This is a genomic window from uncultured Pelagimonas sp., from assembly GCF_947498515.1.
Taxonomy (GTDB): domain Bacteria; phylum Pseudomonadota; class Alphaproteobacteria; order Rhodobacterales; family Rhodobacteraceae; genus Pelagimonas.
The window spans coordinates 14,758-34,924 of record NZ_CANMKO010000015.1; the positions used below are offsets into that span (position 1 = coordinate 14,758).

At 58.2% G+C, this 20,167-nt stretch carries 21 protein-coding genes; all 21 read right to left on the bottom strand.

What is annotated here, in order from left to right:
• Nucleotides 1–2 precede the first annotated feature (2 nt).
• The 21 genes from Q1A43_RS20950 to Q1A43_RS21050 all read right to left on the bottom strand — a co-directional run bounded on the left by Q1A43_RS20950 (nt 3) and on the right by Q1A43_RS21050 (nt 20,148).
• The gene (locus Q1A43_RS20950; RefSeq protein WP_299938564.1) at nt 3–3,983 is read right to left on the bottom strand and encodes a glycoside hydrolase/phage tail family protein; all 3,981 of its coding nucleotides are present in this window, start codon (nt 3,981–3,983) and stop codon (nt 3–5) included.
• Between the two features lies 1 nt (nt 3,984).
• A complete protein-coding gene (locus Q1A43_RS20955; protein ID WP_299938566.1) occupies nt 3,985–4,413 on the bottom strand; it encodes a peptidase in 429 nt (142 codons plus the stop codon).
• The gene (locus Q1A43_RS20960; RefSeq protein ID WP_299938568.1) at nt 4,410–5,270 is read right to left on the bottom strand and encodes a DUF2163 domain-containing protein; all 861 of its coding nucleotides are present in this window, start codon (nt 5,268–5,270) and stop codon (nt 4,410–4,412) included. The genes Q1A43_RS20955 and Q1A43_RS20960 overlap by 4 nt, the downstream gene beginning before the upstream one ends.
• Nucleotides 5,270–5,896, bottom strand: coding sequence for a DUF2460 domain-containing protein (locus tag Q1A43_RS20965; protein WP_299938570.1), 627 nt, complete (start codon nt 5,894–5,896; stop codon nt 5,270–5,272). The genes Q1A43_RS20960 and Q1A43_RS20965 overlap by 1 nt, the downstream gene beginning before the upstream one ends.
• Nucleotides 5,893–8,094 (bottom strand): hypothetical protein, encoded by a 2,202-nt coding sequence (locus Q1A43_RS20970; RefSeq protein ID WP_299938572.1) that lies wholly within the window; start codon nt 8,092–8,094, stop codon nt 5,893–5,895. Before Q1A43_RS20970 ends, Q1A43_RS20965 begins: the two co-directional genes overlap by 4 nt.
• Nucleotides 8,091–8,345: a hypothetical protein gene (locus Q1A43_RS20975; RefSeq protein ID WP_299938574.1), complete on the bottom strand. Its 255-nt coding sequence runs from the start codon at nt 8,343–8,345 to the stop codon at nt 8,091–8,093. Before Q1A43_RS20975 ends, Q1A43_RS20970 begins: the two co-directional genes overlap by 4 nt.
• Nucleotides 8,346–8,407: 62 nt before the next feature.
• Complete coding sequence (locus Q1A43_RS20980) at nt 8,408–8,773, bottom strand: hypothetical protein (protein WP_299938576.1); 366 nt, start codon at nt 8,771–8,773, stop codon at nt 8,408–8,410.
• 12 nt (nt 8,774–8,785) lie between these two features.
• On the bottom strand, nt 8,786–9,205 hold the full coding sequence (locus Q1A43_RS20985; protein ID WP_299938578.1) for a phage tail tube protein: 420 nt from the start codon (nt 9,203–9,205) through the stop codon (nt 8,786–8,788).
• Nucleotides 9,206–9,207: 2 nt separating this feature from the next.
• Entirely contained in the window at nt 9,208–9,612 is a 405-nt protein-coding gene (locus Q1A43_RS20990; protein WP_299938580.1) for a DUF3168 domain-containing protein, read from the bottom strand.
• Entirely contained in the window at nt 9,612–10,049 is a 438-nt protein-coding gene (locus tag Q1A43_RS20995) for an HK97-gp10 family putative phage morphogenesis protein (protein ID WP_299938581.1), read from the bottom strand. Before Q1A43_RS20995 ends, Q1A43_RS20990 begins: the two co-directional genes overlap by 1 nt.
• Entirely contained in the window at nt 10,046–10,426 is a 381-nt protein-coding gene (locus Q1A43_RS21000) for a head-tail adaptor protein (protein WP_299938583.1), read from the bottom strand. The genes Q1A43_RS20995 and Q1A43_RS21000 overlap by 4 nt, the downstream gene beginning before the upstream one ends.
• A complete protein-coding gene (locus Q1A43_RS21005; protein ID WP_299938585.1) occupies nt 10,426–11,013 on the bottom strand; it encodes a head-tail connector protein in 588 nt (195 codons plus the stop codon). The genes Q1A43_RS21000 and Q1A43_RS21005 overlap by 1 nt, the downstream gene beginning before the upstream one ends.
• A gap of 6 nt (nt 11,014–11,019) precedes the next feature.
• Nucleotides 11,020–11,325, bottom strand: coding sequence for a hypothetical protein (locus Q1A43_RS21010; RefSeq protein WP_299938587.1), 306 nt, complete (start codon nt 11,323–11,325; stop codon nt 11,020–11,022).
• Nucleotides 11,326–11,382: 57 nt separating this feature from the next.
• Entirely contained in the window at nt 11,383–12,591 is a 1,209-nt protein-coding gene (locus Q1A43_RS21015) for a phage major capsid protein (protein WP_299938589.1), read from the bottom strand.
• A 34-nt stretch (nt 12,592–12,625) separates the two neighbouring features.
• Entirely contained in the window at nt 12,626–13,288 is a 663-nt protein-coding gene (locus Q1A43_RS21020; RefSeq protein WP_299938591.1) for an HK97 family phage prohead protease, read from the bottom strand.
• Nucleotides 13,278–14,507, bottom strand: coding sequence for a phage portal protein (locus Q1A43_RS21025; protein ID WP_299938593.1), 1,230 nt, complete (start codon nt 14,505–14,507; stop codon nt 13,278–13,280). Before Q1A43_RS21025 ends, Q1A43_RS21020 begins: the two co-directional genes overlap by 11 nt.
• Nucleotides 14,504–16,273, bottom strand: coding sequence for a terminase TerL endonuclease subunit (locus tag Q1A43_RS21030; protein ID WP_299938595.1), 1,770 nt, complete (start codon nt 16,271–16,273; stop codon nt 14,504–14,506). The genes Q1A43_RS21025 and Q1A43_RS21030 overlap by 4 nt, the downstream gene beginning before the upstream one ends.
• Before the next feature lie 3 nt (nt 16,274–16,276).
• A complete protein-coding gene (locus Q1A43_RS21035) occupies nt 16,277–16,744 on the bottom strand; it encodes a hypothetical protein (protein ID WP_299938597.1) in 468 nt (155 codons plus the stop codon).
• A gap of 36 nt (nt 16,745–16,780) precedes the next feature.
• Nucleotides 16,781–17,212: an HNH endonuclease gene (locus Q1A43_RS21040; RefSeq protein ID WP_299938599.1), complete on the bottom strand. Its 432-nt coding sequence runs from the start codon at nt 17,210–17,212 to the stop codon at nt 16,781–16,783.
• 94 nt (nt 17,213–17,306) lie between these two features.
• Nucleotides 17,307–17,957 carry a hypothetical protein gene (locus Q1A43_RS21045; RefSeq protein ID WP_299938601.1) on the bottom strand — a complete coding sequence of 217 codons (651 nt, stop codon included), beginning with the start codon at nt 17,955–17,957 and terminating at the stop codon, nt 17,307–17,309.
• 307 nt (nt 17,958–18,264) lie between these two features.
• Nucleotides 18,265–20,148, bottom strand: a complete 1,884-nt coding sequence (locus Q1A43_RS21050) for a hypothetical protein (RefSeq protein ID WP_299938604.1) — start codon at nt 20,146–20,148, stop codon at nt 18,265–18,267.
• Nucleotides 20,149–20,167 lie beyond the last annotated feature (19 nt).

Consider the following 20,167-nt stretch of genomic DNA (forward strand, 5'->3'; position numbering starts at 1 on the left):
TCCTATGTCAGATTGATTGAAACGCTTCGCGCCCGACCCGGTCCAAGCGCACCGATCTGCGCGACGCGGAACCGCGCGGCTCCGATGTCAGCGGCCTGCATCGCCGCCGACCAAGTGAAGCCGGGCTGGTTGGTTTGAACCGTCCGGAGCACCGCGCCGGCCGCTGTCAAAATCTCGACCTGATAGAGCCCGCTGCTTTCAGAGACCGGCACCTCGCTCAGCGCCCAGCTCTCTGAAGACAACAGCCGGTCACGACGCACCCAGCTCAGATCGATGTCAGCGCCACTTGCCGCTGCCTTGAGATGCGCTGGCGCAAAGGGGATCAAACCTGTGCCTTTGGGCGTGACCGCGAGTTCAGTCACTTTCGCCGCTGCGGAATAGCCAGAGACCTGCCAGTTTGTCGGCACGCCGATGTCAGCCATCGAGATCGGCAAAGGCACCAAGTTTTCATCGAGCAGCACAATCATCGCCCCGGCGGCGATCACGTCAGGCATCAGCCATTCGGTGCCGCGCTGACCGCGAAGCAGATGGGACAAGCGATAGCGCCGCGTGCCAATCAACGCGACATGCCCGGCCTGCAGGATTTCCCAGTGATCAGGCGCAACCTCGATCGCCAGGGCATTGGCGCCGGCGAACAGCTCTGTGTCCGAGACCGCCGTCAGGCTACCGGACAACAGCTCGATCTCAAACGCATTGGCCTCATCAAAGAGCCAAAGCGGCCCGGCTGGCAGGTCACTTTTCAGCACGCCAATCGAGGCGCGGGTTTCCACCGTTGCGATCGAGGTGAAGCCATCCTCGGATGTGCTGCGACGGATGTCATAGCCGCCGCCCCATGGGTCCGCCCAAACAGCCGCAAAGGGGCGATGCGCCGGCACATCCTCATGGATTTGGGGCAGGTCCAAAATCCGCACCAATGGGGCCCCTTCGATCAGCGCGCGCGGTCGCATCTTGGTTTGCCGCGCCGCACCGGGCGGCATGTCGTGCAGCTCGGGATCATGGCGCACCGCCTCAACCTTCAGCGCATCGCCCTGGTTCAAACGCTGGATGCGCCAGCGCTCAAACCCATCGCGCTCAGGCAGCGAGATCACATCCCCAGCCCGCAGTGCCTGACGATTTGGCGGCAGGCTCAGGCTGATTGCCTCACGCCCAACAATCTGCTCCCAAAACGCCACCCGGCAACGTTGCTCTGCCCCACCTGACCATGTGGCCAGCATCATGCTGGTGGCGCTTTCCCGCACATTTTGCGCCGCCCCTTTGCGCTCCTCAACCGGCATCGCCTCATAGCCGGCTTGGCTATTGAGCACCGTCCATTTGAGCGCGCGCGGCAGCTCGGTTTCTTGGGCGCGGGTAATCTCAAACGGATCATCCTCGTGGCCATGCACAAGTTCCCCCAAGTGAAGAGGAACATGTGCCTGCTGATCACGGTTGCGGAAGACAATTTTACCGTCACTCTCTACCGCATCAATGCCAAAATACTGCGCCAGCACCGAGATCGAGGCCCGCGCACTCTCGATCGAGCTAATGTAATAGCCATCAATAACCTGCCAGATTTCTGAGGTATCGATGCGCGCCAAATCCATGCCGGAACGTTGGCAGAGGAGCTGGAGCAAATCCGCCACCGGCATCGCCCCTGCCCGGCCATTGAGCCAATGACCGCGATCATGGTTGGGTCCATCAGACCAGACATCCGACAGCGCCGGGAACCAGGGAAACGGCCGCGCATCCCAGGCCCAGGCGGCGCAACGGCTGACATCAATCATCGGGCCAGCATAAACGGGCGAGACCGGGTTGTTTGCCGGATCATTCCAATAGCCAAGCACCGCCTCAAAGTAGCGCCGCTGGATCGCCTCATCACGCCAGCCGCGCGAGAAGTACGGCAGATAGCTCTCCGAGCCGCCATCTTCGAGATAAAAGACATTGGGTTGATTGGTGCCCTTGTCGATGGCCGCACAGCCGATTTCTGTGAAGGTGATTGGCTTGGATTGCGGCACCCAGGTACTGGCACTGGAGACCTCGATGCCGCCTATGCGATCAACATGTGGATTAGACCACCAGGCGCGCATATTCTTGTTGGCAAAGACCCATGGCTTGCCCTGCCCATCTGTGATCGGCGTGCGGATCTGGCTCTCGCGATCAGCGGCGCTGGCATAAAACCAATCGGCGTATTCGCCCCCCTCAATGCCCGCCTGCAGATAGTCGAGATCATAGATCGAATTGGCGATGCCGGCATCGAAATGATCCGATCCATCCCGCCAATCTGTGAGCGGCAGATAATTGTCCACGCCAACAAAGGCGATATTGGGATCAGACCACAGCGGATCGAGGTGGAAGAAGACATCGCCAGAGCCGTCATCGGGGCGATAGCTGTGATATTCCGACCAATCAGCGGCATAGCTGAGCTGCACACCGGGCAGGATTGCCGCGACATCTGCGGCCAGAGCAATCAACGCATCCACTGCTGGAAAGCTGTTCCCCGGCCCGCGGATTTGCGTCAGCCCGCGCAGCTCAGACCCGATCAGAAAGGCTTCAACTCCGCCCGCAATCTGACACAAAAACGCATTGTGCAGGATCATCCGGCGATAGCCCCAATCATTGGGATCGCCGGTATAGGCGACGCTGTCGCCACTGATCGCAAAATCAGACACCTGCGCCGTGCCAAAGAACGCCGCGACTTGATCAGCGGCTGTTTGGCTTTGATCGACACTGCCAGCATAGCCCATGCTTGGGCTGCAGGTGATGCGGCCGCGCCAGGGCATGTCGGGCTGCTCAATCGCACTCGCATTGTCACTATAGGGATCGGGCAGGATGTTGCCCTTTGGGATGTCCATCATCACAAAGGGGTAAAACGTCACGGCTTTGCCCACCGACACCAAGTGCCGCACGCCTTGGATCACCGCAAAATCCGCCGGTGTGCCGCCATAGTTGGCCGAGCCATCGAGCTTTTTGCTGACCTGATAAGCTTGCGAGCGCAGCAACCCACCAACAGTCCAGCTCGGTTCGCTGACCTTGGTGGCATGGTTCACACCCGGCTGCACCAAACACTCCCCCGCCCGCAGGTCTGATCCGTACCAGGTCACCACCAGACTGACGCTTTCCACATTCGGCAGATGCGCATTGAGCTGTTCCAGCGAGACTTCAAAATCCGTTGCATCGCGGCGCGCGTGATTGACCTCAGGCGTGGAATGGCCCCGATTGAGGAGATTTCCCTCAAAGCCCAGCTGGTTGAAGAAATCATCAAAGCCAGCGAGCCCATTTGGAGCTTGATCACTCATCACGTTCTCAGTGGCAAAGACAAATTCGCCATCCGGGATCATCGCCACCGCTTGCAGCTGACCTTCCATCGAGGTGCTGGATGTCGGAGCTTTGAATACCTCGATCGACATCTGCGGGATGGTTCCATAGTTGTGAACCGGGAAGTTTTCGAACACCACATAGGCGATGCCGCGATAGGCCGGCACCGGGCCTTGGGTCTTCTCAACGATCAGCGGATCGGGGTCTTGAATCTCGCTCCCATGATAGACCCGCAAGGTGAACTCATCACGTGAGACCTCTTCGCCCTCGATCCAAATGCGGCCGATGCCGGTGATCTCACCCTCACAAAGTGCGGCCGCAAAATCCGCCCAATAGCGATGGGTGATCTCTTTGACTTTCGGCTTTGGCCCACCCTTGCCACCACCGCGCGTTTTACTCTTGCGATCATGCTCATAATCCGTCGCCCAAAGCAGCTGCACCCCGCATTTCATCCGGCCATAGATGCGCGGGATCGCCTCGCCCTCGGTTGAGCTGGTGGCGGTCAGGTTTTCCAGCTTGGGCCCTTCGACCTTTTGCGCCGGCGCAAGACTGGCCGCGACCCAATTGTCGACATAGGAGCCAGCCATACGGCCAACAGCGGTGCCGATCGCCATGGCCGAAACGCCCAAGATGCTGCCCCCGATCGAGCCGCCAATCATTCCGCCAATGGCCCCCAATGCGATTGTTGCCATCTCAAGACACCTCCGGAAAGCGGAACACAAAGGCGATGCGCCCGCGCCATTCAACCGGCATACGCATCTCGACCACGCCGCGCCGCTCATAGGCATGAATGATCATCCCCGGCCCGGCTTGGAACGCGCAATGTTTGGCGACCCTCATATGCGGCATGCGGAACAAGAGCACATCACCGGGCTGTCGATCTTGCAGCACCACTTCATTCATGAAGCCCCGCACCGGATCGGCGATCAGCTCAACAGACCCCGCCTCGCCTGCATCGCGGGCATAGGGGCGCATATCCACAGGCTCCGGTCCAATCAATTCGCGCCACACGCCGCGCAACAGCCCAAGGCAATCACAGCCCACACTTTTGAGCGAAGCCTGGTCGTGATAGGGCGTGCCAATCCAAGCCCGCGCGGCCTGCACAATTTCTTCCTGTCTCACAGCACTTTCCCCGTATTTGCGCCGCCCTCACTTGGACGAATGAACGGGGTTTCTGGGGGCGGAATATGTGGGCAGCCTCGGAAGTTCGCGGCGTTGTTAAACACCGCGTGACAGGTATCGATCGCGCCATCACAGCCGCGTTGCAGCTCGAATGTATCGCCCGGCTCAATCATGGCGGCCGGCGCTTCGACCATGACCAACTCACCAGCGCGATGATCCAGCACATCACGGGTCAGGCCAACATTGGCCCCGCTGGTCCAGGTCAATTGCCCGCGCGAGAACACCCCGTCAGCAAATCCTCCCAGCCCAGAGACCGACAAGCGCCGCGCCCCATTGCGCGCCACAACCTGCCCCACCGCTGGCGGCCCAAGCGTCACGCCGCATCGCACATCGCCCAGCACCGCATCACATTTGGGTTGGAATATCCGGCCAACCGGTTGTTGCAGCTCATGCGCCAGAGATCGCATTTCTGCTTCAAAGCTTTGCGAACCGCGTCGCAGCTCGCCAATCGCCCCAAGTCGCGCCAAATAGCGCTGATCCGGATCGGCCCAATTGACCCGCCAAATCTCAACCTCAGCCCCATCCCAAAGACCGGCGCGAATATCCTCTTCGCGGATCCGATCCGAGCTGATCGCCCCTTCGGCCGCATGGCTATCCACCTCAAGCCCGGTGCCCTCGCGCAACTCGGTTGGCGCAAACCCCGATTGCGGCTCAAATGCAACGCCATCGAAAGCGATCTCTTCATCGAAATTGGTGAAGCCAAAGGTGGTTCCATTTTTCAACGCCACCCGCCAGCACACGCACATGGTCGTGGCGCGACCATCAAGATGCACCTGCAAATCATTGGGCAAAGACATCAAACACGCACCTCGATCAGTTGAATTTCACCAGCCGAGCCAATCCATGTGGTCGACAATTGCACCGGCAAACGGTCGACATCGAAACGCACCGGTACCTCGAACGCAAAACCGGCCGTGATCTGCGCGCCGGCCTCTGGTGCCGTGTCAAAACTCACCACTCCGGACGTCGTATCCACCGACCATCCGGACGCTGGGGCCCCGTCGATGGCGATTTGCACCGTACCCGCGATCGGCTTGTTGATCGCCCGCACCCATGATCCCAAGGCATCCGCATAGAGTTTGACCATCTGAAAGCTGGTGACCGAACCGCCCCCCGTTCCGATCACCTGATCGTTCGGTGAGATTGCCTGCATTGGCGGGCAGCTTTGAAAGTCGCTGTAATCTTTGAACCGGAAGCCAAAGAGCTTGCCGCCACGCGCCTCAAAGAAGGTTTTGAGCTCATGCAGCTCATCAGCATCACGATTGATCAGCGGCACCGAATAACGGCATCGGCTGTTGCGGCGCGCGGAATTGCGATGCTCAAACCCATTGCTGGTCTCGACAATATTGACATGGCGCTCCGGCCCACCTTCAGCCTCAAGGCCAATGGCCACCGGAAAGCTCACCTCATGAAAGTCGCTCATCGCGTGCGACCTGCCCGGTTCAACATCCGCGACATGTCACTGGCGATTTGTGGCTGACTACGCTGGAAGCCCTGCACATCCGGCGTCTGGATGTTCATCACCACATTCATACCGCCGCCACTGCCCATGTTGGCAAATGCCTTTTCCTGCGCAGGCGTGGTGATGCGCACCCGCTCATTGGGCGATGCGCGAAACGCCACCAACTGGCTGTCCATGCCACCAACACCGCCAACATCAAACGCGCCGCCGGTTTTGAAGCCGGGTAGACCTCCAAAGAGTGAGCCAACCAAGTTTTGTGCCATTCCGGAAAAGACCGACCCAGCCTGCGACATGCCGCTGCTGGCGATTGAAGAAAACACATTTGAGAGCACTTCACCCAGCGACTTGCCCTCAAAGATCAGCCCCTTGATCGCATCGCCCAAGGCCGAGAACACATCACCCGCCGTATCGCCAATCCCCTCGATGGCCTGATCGACCTCGCCAAAGGCCCCGGCCATATCGGTCTCGCGCAAAATGCCCGCCAATCCATCCGCCGAAGATTGGATCGATGCCTGACCGCCCTGCAGGCCTTGGACCAGGCCGTCGACAATAAACCCACCGATTTCGGCAAAGACCCGACTTGGAGAATGAATGCCCAGCGGTTTGCGGATCCATTCGGGCAGTTCCATGGCAAGGCTATGGATGTAGTCTTTGATACCTGCCCAGCCGTCTTTGATGCCCTGTTTGATCCCTTCGATGATCGCCGCGCCGATTTTGAGCGCTGCCGCGACAACATTCTGGATTTCCGCTTCAATCGCCGCCGCGATATCCAGCGCCATTTGCTTGATGGCCGCAACAGCTTGCGTGGCTGCCCCGCTGACACTGGTGGTGATCGAGGTCAGGAGCTTTTTGCCAAATTCCAGGGTTGCCCGGACCGCATCGCCAAACAACACATCCAGCACCGCCACCACGGTCTTGATCGCGTTTTGCAACATCGCTGCGATCTTGGTGGCAAAACCGCTGAAATCTCCATTGATCAAAGCTTCAATCGCACCAAACAACAGCGTGACCTGTGTCATCACCCCATCGGCAAACACCTTCACAGCCTCAAACCCACGCGTAAACGTCGCCTGCAAGACGCCGATCGCCGCCTCGATCCCGCCGGTGATCGTCGGGAACTTCTGCTTGAGCTCATCCCAATGGGTATAGATCGCAACCGCCGCCGCTGCGGCCCCGGCCGCAAGCAACCCAAGTGGTGAGACAACCGCCAGAATAACCCCGGCTAGCGGAGCTATCGCCGTCACCAAGAGACCAGCACCGGCAATCAGCGGCCCCAACACCGCCGCCAGACCAACACCCGCCGCGATGAAGCCTTGGGTTTCAGGCGACAGATTAGCAAAGCCCGACGCCAGCCTCGAGATAAACCCGACCAGCTTTTTCAACAGCGGCACCGCTACGCGGGCCAGATCAGCAAAGACCGGCACCAGTTCCACCAGCGCGCTTTGCAGTTGGGTTTTCAGCACCTCGGAGACAATGCTAAAATCACGGCCCGCCGCGCGCGCCGCCTCAATCGTTTTGTCGTTCAGGGTCAGCCCTAGTTCTTCGGCGCGTTTGGAGACCTCTTTGATCGCGGCCGCGTTGTCTTTGAACAGCGACAGCAACATCGTGGAATCCGAAGCCAAGGCCTCCATGTAAAAGGTCATCTCGGCTTGCGACAGATTGGCATCCTGCAGCGCTTGCACATATTTGCCCATCGCCTCTTCGGAGCTCAAGCCTTTGAACGCATCCGCCGTCAAGCCAACCTTGGGCGCGACATTGTCAAAGAAGTCCTTGAGCGGCCCGGCACCTGTCTGGAAATAGTCGCCAAACTTGTCATTCACGTCCTTGAGGATATCCGACAGCTTGTCTTGCCCAATGCCAAAATCCTTGGCGGCGATCGACAGAACCTTGAACCGTTTGGCGCTGATACCAGCGACATTGGCGAGGTCTTGCAGCTCAGACATCGAGCGGGTTGAGGCAACCGACAGGCCCGCCAGACCAACCAGCGGCGCGGTGATGCCAAGCGACATGCGCCGACCTATGCTTTGCATTTTGTTGCCCGTCGCTTCCATGGATTTGCGAAACGAGGTGACGCGTTTTTGCGCCTTGCCGATCCCATCGGTGAAGGCGGCGCTATCCATGCCAAGCACGGCCCGAAGCGCCCCAATGACTGAGTTCATTTTTTCCGCACCTCTCCACCCATGGCCGTGTTCATCATGCGCGCCACGGTTTTCATATCCTGCCAGTTTTGCTGTTGTGGCTTGCGCCGCCGCCCCAGAAACTTGTTCAAATCCGGGAAGTCTTTGGGCTTGTGAAACCCAACCCGAACAAGGGCACCGATCTGCCAGGCGGCGACATCCAGAAACATCTGTTCGCGCTCAATCCGCTTGGCAGCGCCGGTCATGATGCGCTCGATCGAGCGCAGTGTCATATGCCAGAAGCGATCCGGATCCTGCCCGGCCTCGATCCAGTTTTCCCAAAGGGACGCCCAGTCTAGGACGTCCCTTCGGCGTTTCCCGAGCCACCATCGCCGCCGCCATCTTTGCCCTGCGGCATGCTGGCTTTGACTGCTTCGCCAAGCTTTTGAAACACCACCTCAAGACCACCGGCGTCTTTGATCACCCTGCCCGCCTCTTTCAGGGTGATGCCATCATGATGCTCGATCAGCCCGGCCCACATCAGCAGGCGTACATCGCGGAAGTTGAGCTTTTCCTCTGCTTCTTCGAGACGTTTGAGGAACTCCATAGTGCCACAACCAACGACATCTTCGAGCTCGCACCAGCCATTGGGTGTGAACTCGATTTTGTAAGTTGTGGCACCGGCTGGCAGATCAAACTGCCCCATCACTTTGTTGCCCATAGGATCCTCGCTTTAATCAACAAATGCAGGCTTGCCGGTCAGCTTGCCTGTGAAGGTTGCGGTCATTTTGTCATCCATCGGCACCCCCGGCTCAAACCCGGTGGCTAGTGCCGAGAACTCCCATTCGGTGTTGTCGGGGAAGGTGATGCGATAGGTGATCGGCCCGTCTTCAATGATGTCGGCCATCATTTGAGCCGCAGTCGGTCCATCCGGATCAAAGTGGATCTCGACCGAGAACTCACCCGCATCGAGCAGCCCCTTGATGAACTCGCGCCACTTTTCTGGCGACTGGAAATGCGTCGCGTCTTTGGTTTCCCGCGAAATCCCCGGCGCGCTGAGATTGATCACCTCGCCCAGCTCTGCAAACACTTCGGGGTCTGCTCCGTTGCCGCGCTCGAACTTGGTGTCGAACCCGATTTGTGCGTCACTCATGATTAGCTCTCCAATGCCCAGCTGACATCAAAATCCACAGATCGACGGAAGAGCTGGTGCTCCCGCCCTGCGGTCTCGCCCGACAGATCACGCGCCTGCCGGACAAATATTCCTTGGAACACCACCCCGGCCACCGTGCCCCGATATCCCGAGAGCACGTCAGTAAGCGCACGCGTTACCGCGACGCCATCGGCGTAAGTTTTGGCCCAGACATCCGCCTGGACCGACGTGCGCGTCAGGCCTGATCGACCGCGGAAATGATATCCTTCAGACGACCAAACCTCCTGCAGGTTCACATAAGGCCGAGCCTTGACCTGTTTGGGCAGACGCATCCAATGCACCCGCGTTCCAACCAGGTTGGTGATTGGAGCCTGCGCCAATAACAGCGCCGTCAATGCTTCCTGCATTACTTGGTCTTTTTCTTGGCTAGGCGGCGCTTTTGGCGCGTGATGGTTTTTTGAATGTCAGCCATGAATTCAGCACCAATGATGCGCAGCGCCTCATACTTTTTCGCCTCAAAGGCCGGGCGCAAATGCGGCTGCGCGGCTTGGTGTTCATTGCCAAACTCGGTTTGCACAGCAGATGGATCATTGGGTCCAACAAAGACCTCAACCTCGCTTTGCTTCACATACTGACGGCGCTGGCGCTTGGTCAGCTTGGTGCCCACACCGTAGCTTTCTTTCAGATGGCCCTGATCTTCAGGTGCATTGCGCGCCCCAGCCTCGGCCATGGGTTTGCCGGCCTTTTTCAAAATCCGACGCGATGACGCTTTGGCCGCAGGTTTGGACAATTCCATCAGCATCGCTTCCAGCTCGCGCAGCCCATCCATGCGAAACTTGATCATGCTGGATCGCTCCGGACCTGAGCTGATATTTCAATCTCGGTCAGAGCATTCAGCGCAGCGACTTCTTTGATTCCGGTGATTTCCCAAATCTCACCAGATTGCAGCGCGCCCTGTTCATCCCAAACCCCATTCAAAACCAGCCGGTCATCAGAGGTCAGCGTGCGCGCATTGGCATTTGAGCGGATGACGAACCGGCTACGTTTGAGGCCGGTTTGATCACCACCGGCCCAACGTTCGGCATCCGAGACATCGCGACGCGCGCCCCAGGCACGAAACGCCAATGCAAAATCTTCACTCAGCTCATTGAACCCATTTGGGACCCCTGCCCCCAAGCGTTCAAAGCCAAGCTTGCGATCGTATTTCGAAGGATTGGCCATCAGATTGCGAATGCCTTGTAGCGCGTCGTTAGTCGCTCGACGCCAAGCGCGATTTCGGCCGATGGCCCATCAACAACCGCCGTTCGGTTTTCAAAGAAATGCCCGATCAACAACCGCGCCGCCGCTTTGATATCGCCAGGAACCGCATCCACATCGGGCCAACCAGCGGTGAAGCGGATGGTGACAGCATCAGGTCGGTCAGCCACATTTGGCCAAGACGCGCCGGAAGTCAGAACCACTTGTTTCAAACGACCGGAGCCAGTCAGCATGTAATCAGCGGGCGGAACACTTGCTGGCACATCATCTGCACCGATCACCTCGATCGCATCCACCGACGTCACGCGGGCAAAGGGCAGACGTGTCATCACCTCGGCAAAACCCGGCACCCGCAACTTCCATTGCTGAGATACCAGCGGAAACCCAAGCCCGCCAAACCCGTCTTCATCGACATCGAGATAAGCCGTTGCTGCGACGATCGCCGCTTCGATCTCGGCGTCATTGTCTTGATCAAGGATGCGCAGATGATCCCGCGCATCCTCAATCTCGATTAGGTCTGCAAATGGTTGTGATACCCGTTCAAGCCACATGCCGAGTTAGTCTTTCGCGTCCAAGGCGTCGGTTTTTTGATCATCCGCCTCTTTGGCTGCCTGACCCACACCGTCTTCAGCTTTGTCGGCTGGTACCTGCGCTGCTTTGTTTTCCGGCTTTGCTTTGGCCTTTTTGTCAGCGGCTTTCACCACGGCCTGTTTGACCGTTTCGACAGGGTCCTCATCTGCAGGCTTCACAACCAAAACCCCGCGATCAACCAAGTGTTTCACGGTCTGCGGATTGGCCTCACGGATGTCCCCGGGATTGTACCACTTGTCACCCTCATGCGGGCGTTTCACCAAATATTCCATGTCATTCTCCTCAAAAAGAAAAAAGGGGCCAAGCGGCCCCTTTGATTGGTTCGTGGATTAGGCGACAAAGCCCAGATCGCCGTAGATAAAGGCCTCGGGGCGGTAGATCGCCAGCGCCAAGCGTTCTTCGAACAAGATGGTGATCAAGTTGCGCACAAAGTCATCATCGACATAACCGGTCTCAACCGAGGCCAGCCAGCGATCAAAGATTTGCGCGCCCATCTGGAACGCCCCGGTCAAGAACTTGTCGACCTGCATCGCTTGGGTTTCCACCACCGGCAAACGCCACAAGGTTGGGGCCAAAGCATCCCCCGTTGGACCGCCAACAATGTAGTTGTTGTCGCCATCTTTGGTCAGCTCAATGCGCGCCCAATCGATCGGATTGAGCACATGGCCCGTTGCTGGATATTCCGCCAATGCGGCCTGCAACATCGCCAGACGCAGCTTGTCGATGATGGTTTCAGCCGTAACCGCGAAGGCCGCTGCATAGGCTGTAGCGCTAGGGATCAGACCCATCAGGTTTTGCCCGGTGCCATCGCCATTCAGAAGCTGCCCCTCTTCTTTCAGCTTCAGGCCCATGCGCCCGCGCTGATCGATCAAGGACCGCAGTTGCGCAACATCACTCAGCGACTGACGCGAGGCTTTGAAGTGATGCGCAATGACCTTGGCCGAGGTCGAAATATCTGCCAGTTTGATATCCGACTGCGGCTTCACCGCGCCTTCGGCCACCATGGCAGCATTGTTGTTGAACCCGGTTTCTTGGACGTATTCCAGCGTGTTGCCGTCCATGCGCCCCGGCATCAGCAAATCGCGAATGGTCATCCGGCGTTGCGGCAATTCCTGAATGCCAGGCAGACGTGTAGCGCGAACACCAGCGCCAACCGCACCATCGGTATCCGTGGTTGCCAGCGTGATTGTCGCCTTGGCTTCGATGCGCGCCTTGTTGTTGCGGCTAAACCCATCAGCTTCAAAGCTTTTGAATTCATCGCTTTCAACAAACATCTGGCCAATCGACTTGGCTTCATCAGCATCATTATTCCCGCCACGATCGAGCTTTTGCTCCAGCTCGGTCATCCCAGCCTTCAACTCATTCATAGTGACCAGCGCTTCATCGGCCTTGTCCTTGGCCTTTTGCGACAGCTGCTCACCGGCTTCAGCCTTGCCGGCAGCGGCCTCGGCAATCTCTTTCACCGCGTCGAGGCTTTTGTCGAACGCAGCTTTGGTTTCCGCTGCCAGCTCGGCTGCGGATTTGGTTTCACCAGACATGGCGAACCTCCGTTTTAAATGTCAGAAAGTGGGGTCAGGCCCCGTTCAACGCCGCAAAGAATGCACGCGCTTCGGTTTCCGCTGCAGCAGGTTCCCCCTGCCCCTTCAGGTGAATGCGCGCGGCACGCTCCGCCTGTGAGTTCGAACAACCAAGCCCCTTGGTCATACGTTCGAACTCCCGCTCAGTCAGCCGATCCCCGGCTTTGAGCTTTTCCAAAATCTCATCTGGCACTGCCATTTTTGGCGCGATCGTTGCGCTTGGCAGCATTGGGAAGGTTACGATTGAGACCTCCCAAAGCTCGAGCTCCTGCAAAACTCGATGCCCCTTGGTGTTTTTGCTGGCTTTCACCGTCCGGTAGCCGATCGACAAGCCGTCCAGCGCGCCCGCCTCGATCAAGGCTCGCGCCTCGCGCCCCTTTTCCACCGTGTCCAAAATCCGGCCTTTGACGCGCAGTCCTTTGCCATCTTCAGCCACCTCATCCCAAACCCCGATGGGTTGCTCAGGATCATGCTGCCAAAGCATTTTGACCTTGCGTCCAGCGCGTTCAAGCTTGCTCAGGCTCGTTTTATAGGCCCCCTGTGCAACCACATCGCCGCCGCCGTCAACCTCATCAAACAGGCTAGCATAGCCTTCAATAACGCCTGTCTCAGCGGCCTTGCTCAGATCGACAGCCATTTCTTTTGTCTCAAGCCCCATCTTGGTCCTGCGCCCCTTCTGTTTGAGTAATCGGGATGTTTTGCGATTGCATGCGCGGTACATCGCCGCCTGGGATTGGCGGTTTGCCTTCGAGCTGGCGCACTTCATTGATGGTGAATGTCCCGATTTGCACCATGGTTTGATAGAAGCTCGCCCGGCTGGCACTGTCGCCCCGCAGCATGCTTTCCATATTGAACCGCGCCGCATATCCGCCAGCGCGATCGGCGGGCGTCAAAAGTTGCTTTTTTACAGCCTGTTCAATGCGTTTCACCCGGCGGCGCAGGTAGAACTTCACAAACATCAGCACCTGTTGATCGACGCTTGTGGGCCAGGCGGTCGAGCTACCGGCATGGCCAATCAGTGCTGGCGGTACTTGGAAAAACCGGCAGATTTCTTCGACCGAGAATTGCCGAGTTTCCAACATCTGCGCATCCTCGGGATTGATGCTAATGGGCGTGTATTGCATGCCACCTTCGGCCACGAAGGGTTTGCCAGCATTCTGCGCGCCAACGTATTTCTCGACCAGCTTGTCGACCACGTCGCGCTGCGACACACTCAACCAATCCGCAAAGGTGATCACACCAGAGGGGCGCAGCCCATTGCGGAAAATCTCTGCCGCCGATCGATCCGCCGCCAGCGCCGAAGAAAAGGCATTCATGCCAAAACTCAATACCGACATGCCGCCCAATGCACTGCCGCCGGGCCCGCGAATATGGAACACATCGCGATCGAGCTTGGTGTAGCTTTTGCCCTCATCCACCCAGCGGTATTCGATCCGGCCGTTTTGCAGCCGGCGCACAAGCATCACCTCGGGATGGATCGGATAGAGAGCTTTGATCTCGCCATTGTCCTTGCGCGCGATCGAAGCATAGGCGTTGCCCCAAAGCTCGATCGACAGGCTCATGAAATCCCAAAAATCCAAAGCCGTCTGATCAAAGTTCGGGCTTTCATAGATCACGCTGTGAAGCGGATGATTTGCATCGACCTGGGCAAACCCATCCGCATCACTTTTGGTCACTTCAAAGGGCAAAGATGACAGCGAGCCGCTGATCAAATTCGAACAGGCCCAAACCGCCGACAGGCCGAGGCTTGATTTTGCGGTCACGGTTTCGCCTGCATAGCCCGAACCATGCGCGTTCCCCCGGCCATCGGTGAACTGCACCAATGCGGATTTGCGCACCAGACCAACCGCCCCCAGGGCTTTGTTCAAAATGCTCATGCCTGCTCCATCAACCGCTTGAAATAACTGTCGCGGTTTGCTGCGCTCTCATCGACCTCTTCGACTTGGCTTAACGGCCACAACCCGGTGATCGCCGCCGAGATGCCATCAATCTTGTCTTCGGGCACCAGCTTGGCCGGATAGATGAAGTCGCCACCCTGCACTTTCTTCATCAGCGTATTGGCCGCCATCCAGCGCAGCACAGGATTGCCATCCGTGATCCAGCGTTTGTCCTCAACCGCCGAGATCAGCTTTTCAAATGGCACATGCATGTTGGTGGCGCGCTGGCGCAGCTCAACCACATCGATGCCGGCACCTTCCCAATTGGCAGCCATCTGCGCAGCGTAAGTCGGATCATAGGTGACCATTTGCACATCCAGTTTGGCGAGGTCTTTGAAGACCCAATCGCCCGCCAACTCAGGCATGCCCGCCAGCTGAAACACCAGCGCCTCGACATAGTTCAGGTTCAGCTCGGCCCCCGGCGTGTGAAAAACCAGCCCCTCTTGCGCCCATGCCCAGACATGCTCGTTGCCCGGTGCCTGCACCTTGTTTTCTGGCCAGAAGTGCCAGGAGAAATTGAAGAAGCGATCACCATCGGGAATGATGGCCATGACGCTGGCGAAGTCCTCGCGCGTCGCCAGATCGACACCGATATAGGCTTTGCGCCCGGTAAAATCGCGCAACCGCAACGTCTCATCTTCAGCATCGCGCCACATATCCATATCCAGCGCCGCCGCCCCCACCGAGGTCCAGATGTCCAAATGCTTGCGCAGAAACTCCCCCATCCGCGCTGGCGTCGCTTGGGCTTTGGCCCATTCACCTTCCATATAATCAAGGCGTTTGGCTTTCCCGAGGCTCGGATTGGCCTTGGCCCAAGTCTCCGGATCACCGGGTTCGTCGCCTTCATCGGCCTCAAAGATCAGGCCAAAATACATGTCGTTGCTCAGCACCCCATCAAGGATGCGTTCCACCATCCGGCGCTGCTCAAAACAAACGCCCGCCGTGTTGTAGCCCGCTGTGGTGATCGCAATTAACAACGGGTGTTCGCGCGCGCCCAAGGCGGATTCCATTGAATCCCAGACGTCACGCTTTTCGTGTTCATGCAGCTCATCGATGATCGCGCAATGTGGGTTCTTGCCGTCTTTCGATTTGGTCTGGCTGGCGACGGGGCGAAACACAGCCGCCGGGTCGGCCGACTTGATCTTGTGCTGCTCAACGGACAGCTCGACCTCATCTTCCAACGTTGAGCCACTTGGCATTTCTGCCTGGGCAATCACGCGGGCCCGATCAAACACCTCGCGCGCCTGGTCAGAGCTCGCCGCCGCCGAATAGACTTTGGCCCCCGGCTCACCATCCACCGATAGGAAATACAGACCAACACCAGCCAGCAAGGTCGATTTGCCGTTCTTGCGCGCCACCTCAATGTAAGCAGTGCGGAACCGGCGCAGCCCGGTGACCATGTGACGCCAGCCACCGATCTGGCAAATCAGAAACGCCTGCCAGCCGATCAGCTCAAAGGTTTCGCCGCGCGCCGCCCAAGCCCCTTCGATATGAGGCAGGGTTTCCAGAAAAGCGCACATATGTTCTGAGGCTTCAAAGTCGAAGACATAGGGAAACTGATCGGTGCCGGCGCGTTTCAGATCATCTTTGAACCGCTTGCAAGCCTGTTTGACGCGTTTGCAGGCTGGGATTTTGCTAGACAAAACATCCTCGGCCCATTCAATCCCGCGCGCTGTGATGGGGGCGAAGTCAGGACAATCAAGCATGTGTTAGCCTTGGCCTCGACGTTTCATCGACCGGAATGGCGTCACGGTTTTGGACCCATGTGGCGCGGATTCTGGCGGCGCATCAAACAGATCGAGGAAATCTGTCTGCGCCGATCCGCCAGCCTTGGCCCGCGCATAGGGCGTCGCCAGTAACTCTCGCTGTAGCTTCATGACCTTGTTTTCGTGAAACGCCTGCTGCTGTTCCAAGCCCGACAGGTATTTGTTTTCTGTCGGCTTAAAGCCCTGGTCTTCGATCTTGGCCGCAACGCGATCATGCGCCGCCATGTGACCCGCCCAAAGGCACACCACACGAAACACTGGCTCATCAATGACCTTGGCGCGGATCACCGCCGCCAGCATCGCCAGTGCATGCTGTTCTTCGGCCAATCCAAAGTAGTCAGGCCAGCCGCCGAGACGGGCAACAACTTGGTGTTCAAAGCTGAGTTCAGTCTCAGCAGTCAGATCAGGCATACCCCCCCCTATAAAATTGCGCGCGAAAAAATCTCATTACCCACGCCGGTCTTCTTTCTGCAGGGTCTGAACTTTTTCAGGCCCCCCACCCTTGATTGCGGTGCGGCGTTCTTCGCGCTGTTTCTTGCTGTCGTGGCAGCTCTTGCAGAGGCTTTGCAGCGCTCCGAACCAGAACTTGCCGTGGTCTTCGCGGTGTGGCTCGACATGATCCGCAACCGTCGCGACTTGTTTCGAATGATCAGGGCACATCTTACACAAAGGCTCTGCCTTCAGCTGGCGCGCGCGCCGGCCATTCTTTCCCTTCCACGCCGCCAGATTGTACCAGCGCCGCGACGGTCGATCCGATCGCTTCGCATCGGCAAAGCGACCACGTTCCTGCTTTTCCGCCTTGGCATGCTGGTCACAATAGGTGCGCGTCACATCAAGCAGCCGGGAACATCCCGGATGCGCACAAGGCTTCTTCGGCAAAGCAGTCTCCAATGATGATGAGCCAAAAGAAAAGCGCCCAGAAGTTTCCTTCGGGCGCAGCTCGGTCGACTGTTAGGTGTCAACGAAGTGACATTTAGGTCAAGGATTTTTTCCATGGCTGCAATGATGGAATGTCATCGATCAGATTGAACGCCGACAGGTTTCCGCATGATTGCAGCATGTTACGCAGTTCAAGCAATGCGCCAAACCATAGCAGGTAATTTCGGCGCGCTTTCGCAATGAGTGAGGCCGTATCAGAAAACACAACCGGGCAGACATATCCCCAATCTTTGCCTGCCGTTTGATGCGCGGGCCAACGTGTTCCGAGATCACGGTTAAATTCACGCACCCCGAAGCGCCCATGTTTGCTATTGCGCCAAGCAACCGGCTCGCACTTTGGCACGGCTCCCTGCCCCCAATTCGGGCAGGCACCAAACCGGGCCAGCTCAGCAATCTGCAGCGCCATTTGCCGACCGCCCACATTTTCTGGCAAGACCATCAGCATTGCGGCCACCAGCTGAGCATCATCATGGGGTTCCGATTTGCCACCGCCATCGACGCGGCATCCAAGGCGGGCGCGCTCAATCATGATCCATTCCATCCCAAAGCCCGGCGCAGACCCGGTTTCCGAGGCGATTTCATCAAAGTCGAGTGACACCATTTCACGCTGAAAAGCCCAAGCCAATAGTTCCAGAATGCTAACATCGCGCTTGCCGATGCGCGGCACCGTCCCTGTGAAGCTCATCTGTTTGCCCATTTTGCCCCCGTTACACTTTCCTTGTGCGCGTAACGCCACCGTAACGGAGAGCGTAGCGCAGCTAACCCACTGCTTCTTTTATATATTTCTATCTTTCATGAGATAGAGTTACAGAGTTACACCCAATTCCATGATGAGATCGCAGGTGCGCACGCCTTATGTGTTCCGCTCCAAGCGTAACACCGTAACAACCAACCATTTTTCGCGACCTTATCCTATTCATTCAAACCCTTAGACCTGCTACGCGCTCCGTTACGCTTGCGTTACACTCATGCCAAAACCGTTACACCCAAGCTCAAACCGCATGGTCATATCCGCCCCCTTCAGGGGCCTTGACTCTAAATCCCGGTAGAAACCGCGCGGGGATGATGCGCCCGCGCATAGCCCGGCCTGCCACTCTGATTGGCTTTGGGGATTTGGTCACCGCCGTCATGGTGTCGAGCGCCGCTGTGTGGCCACCACCACGCCACCTGGTCCCTGCCATGGCGCGGTCCAAGAGTGGGTTATGTCCGTTGATGACAAACAGCTCGCGCTGGCCTTGATCACCGCCGAGAACGCGCGCGCCCACGCGGCCAAGCAGCTTGTTGTTATACTCGAGGTCCGGGCTGTCTTGCAGCGCCTCGATCAGCTCTGCGACCGTGACAGCGCCACCGTGATCCTTGCTGATATAGGTGCCAAACAAGGTGCGCAGAAACCGCTCCCCTTCGCTTTCCTCTTCGGCCTCTTGCGTCATCGCAATCAAAGGCTGTGCAATAGCCTTGGCCAGGTCCAATCGATCGCGCAGCGGCTCCCCCGAAGTGGGGCAAATCAAAGGCGCGTCAAACAGCATCAAATCCCAGCCCGCCAAGATTGCACCAATGGTATCGCCCGATCGCGCCACGCCGCCGATGCCCTGCACCAGCCCATTGTAAATCCGAAACGTCCGATCCCATCGATCCGGAGCCAGAGACAACATCCGCGCCCAAATGCTTGCCCCGAGCCGCTTGGCGTCTGATTGCAGCTCATCGAGAAGCAAGGCCTGGTCAGCTGGATCGAGGTCGGATTCGCGCTCGCCCATCGACAACATGACAAAGCGCGATTGATCCTGCGGGGCCATGCCACCAGGTATGATCGAGGCCAACAACCCTGCCCCGTATAGCTCAAAGCGCACACCGGAATGATCGCTGGTGCCCCGTTCCACCTGGGCCCCATCCGCGCCCGACATCAGGCGAAACAGCGCGATCACTTCTTCAACCGCACCGCCGGCCGTCTTTTCCGCTTCGTCGAAGATACGCGCGACGGCCATCCTGTTGGTGGTCTGGCGCATCGCGGCGGCACTGGTCGAGTTCTTCACCCCGATCGACATGCCGCCCATCAGCGAAGACACCACATCGAGCAAGGTCGACTTGCCGCTGCCATGTTTGCCCTTGATCCAACAATGCGCCCGCCAATCTGGATATTGGCCAAGCACCGCCTGCCCGATGAAGCCCATCAGAACATCCGCATCACTCTCGCAACCCCAATTCCAGAATTGCCGGATGCGGTCGCGGGTCCATTCCAGATCAGCCTGGGAACAAATCTCGTTGGATGGCGCGGGCCGCGCCGGCACCGCAGGGTAGAGCGCTTTGTTGATCATCCGGCCAATGCGCGGCTCACTTGGGGCGGTAATCAGCTGCTCGCCAAGATGCACAATCGGGTGGCCATTGGCCCCGCGCCAGGTTCCGCAATGCCGGATTTGCATCGCGTCATCAAAGAGCGGCAAATCACTGCAGGCCTGCATCAGTTTGTCAGCAGCTGAGGCCACGTTGAAGCCATTGTCACGCCGGTTTTCTGGTGGGGCGATACCCGCCAAATGATCGATAGCATCGGCTGCGCCGGCAACCAAGGCGACCAGATTGGCGCGGTTGTTCATCGCGCCGGCCGTCAGCTCGATCTTTTCGCCTCGCGCTGTCAGAAAGTGGAACTTGCCCGCCGCCATGCCAAGCGGCTGCACCGGAAACGATCGTGGCAATCGGGCCGAGCCACCGCCACCGTCATCGATCAGGTCTGGGCCATCAATATCAGGGGAGGCACTTCCCCCCCGAGATGAGCGGTCACTAGGCGGCTCATTGTGGACCTCAGAAGCATCCTTTTGCCTGATCGGCCCCACCTGTTCCGCCTGGTCAAACGCGCGGCGGACCGCGCCAATATCTTGGCCCATGCTCTCTTCCCGTCACTTG

Coding starts and splice junctions, on each gene's coding strand:
- Q1A43_RS20950 (WP_299938564.1), bottom strand. CDS start 3,983: ATGGCAACAATCGCATTGGGGGCCATTGGCGGAATGATTGGCGGCTCG.
- Q1A43_RS20960 (WP_299938568.1), bottom strand. CDS start 5,270: ATGTCTTTGCCCAATGATTTGCAGGTGCATCTTGATGGTCGCGCCACG.
- Q1A43_RS20965 (WP_299938570.1), bottom strand. CDS start 5,896: ATGAGCGACTTTCATGAGGTGAGCTTTCCGGTGGCCATTGGCCTTGAG.
- Q1A43_RS20970 (WP_299938572.1), bottom strand. CDS start 8,094: ATGAACTCAGTCATTGGGGCGCTTCGGGCCGTGCTTGGCATGGATAGC.
- Q1A43_RS20975 (WP_299938574.1), bottom strand. CDS start 8,345: ATGACACTGCGCTCGATCGAGCGCATCATGACCGGCGCTGCCAAGCGG.
- Q1A43_RS20980 (WP_299938576.1), bottom strand. CDS start 8,773: ATGGGCAACAAAGTGATGGGGCAGTTTGATCTGCCAGCCGGTGCCACA.
- Q1A43_RS20985 (WP_299938578.1), bottom strand. CDS start 9,205: ATGAGTGACGCACAAATCGGGTTCGACACCAAGTTCGAGCGCGGCAAC.
- Q1A43_RS20990 (WP_299938580.1), bottom strand. CDS start 9,612: ATGCAGGAAGCATTGACGGCGCTGTTATTGGCGCAGGCTCCAATCACC.
- Q1A43_RS20995 (WP_299938581.1), bottom strand. CDS start 10,049: ATGATCAAGTTTCGCATGGATGGGCTGCGCGAGCTGGAAGCGATGCTG.
- Q1A43_RS21000 (WP_299938583.1), bottom strand. CDS start 10,426: ATGGCCAATCCTTCGAAATACGATCGCAAGCTTGGCTTTGAACGCTTG.
- Q1A43_RS21005 (WP_299938585.1), bottom strand. CDS start 11,013: ATGTGGCTTGAACGGGTATCACAACCATTTGCAGACCTAATCGAGATT.
- Q1A43_RS21010 (WP_299938587.1), bottom strand. CDS start 11,325: ATGGAATATTTGGTGAAACGCCCGCATGAGGGTGACAAGTGGTACAAT.
- Q1A43_RS21015 (WP_299938589.1), bottom strand. CDS start 12,591: ATGTCTGGTGAAACCAAATCCGCAGCCGAGCTGGCAGCGGAAACCAAA.
- Q1A43_RS21020 (WP_299938591.1), bottom strand. CDS start 13,288: ATGGGGCTTGAGACAAAAGAAATGGCTGTCGATCTGAGCAAGGCCGCT.
- Q1A43_RS21025 (WP_299938593.1), bottom strand. CDS start 14,507: ATGAGCATTTTGAACAAAGCCCTGGGGGCGGTTGGTCTGGTGCGCAAA.
- Q1A43_RS21030 (WP_299938595.1), bottom strand. CDS start 16,273: ATGCTTGATTGTCCTGACTTCGCCCCCATCACAGCGCGCGGGATTGAA.
- Q1A43_RS21035 (WP_299938597.1), bottom strand. CDS start 16,744: ATGCCTGATCTGACTGCTGAGACTGAACTCAGCTTTGAACACCAAGTT.
- Q1A43_RS21045 (WP_299938601.1), bottom strand. CDS start 17,957: ATGAGCTTCACAGGGACGGTGCCGCGCATCGGCAAGCGCGATGTTAGC.
- Q1A43_RS21050 (WP_299938604.1), bottom strand. CDS start 20,148: ATGGGCCAAGATATTGGCGCGGTCCGCCGCGCGTTTGACCAGGCGGAA.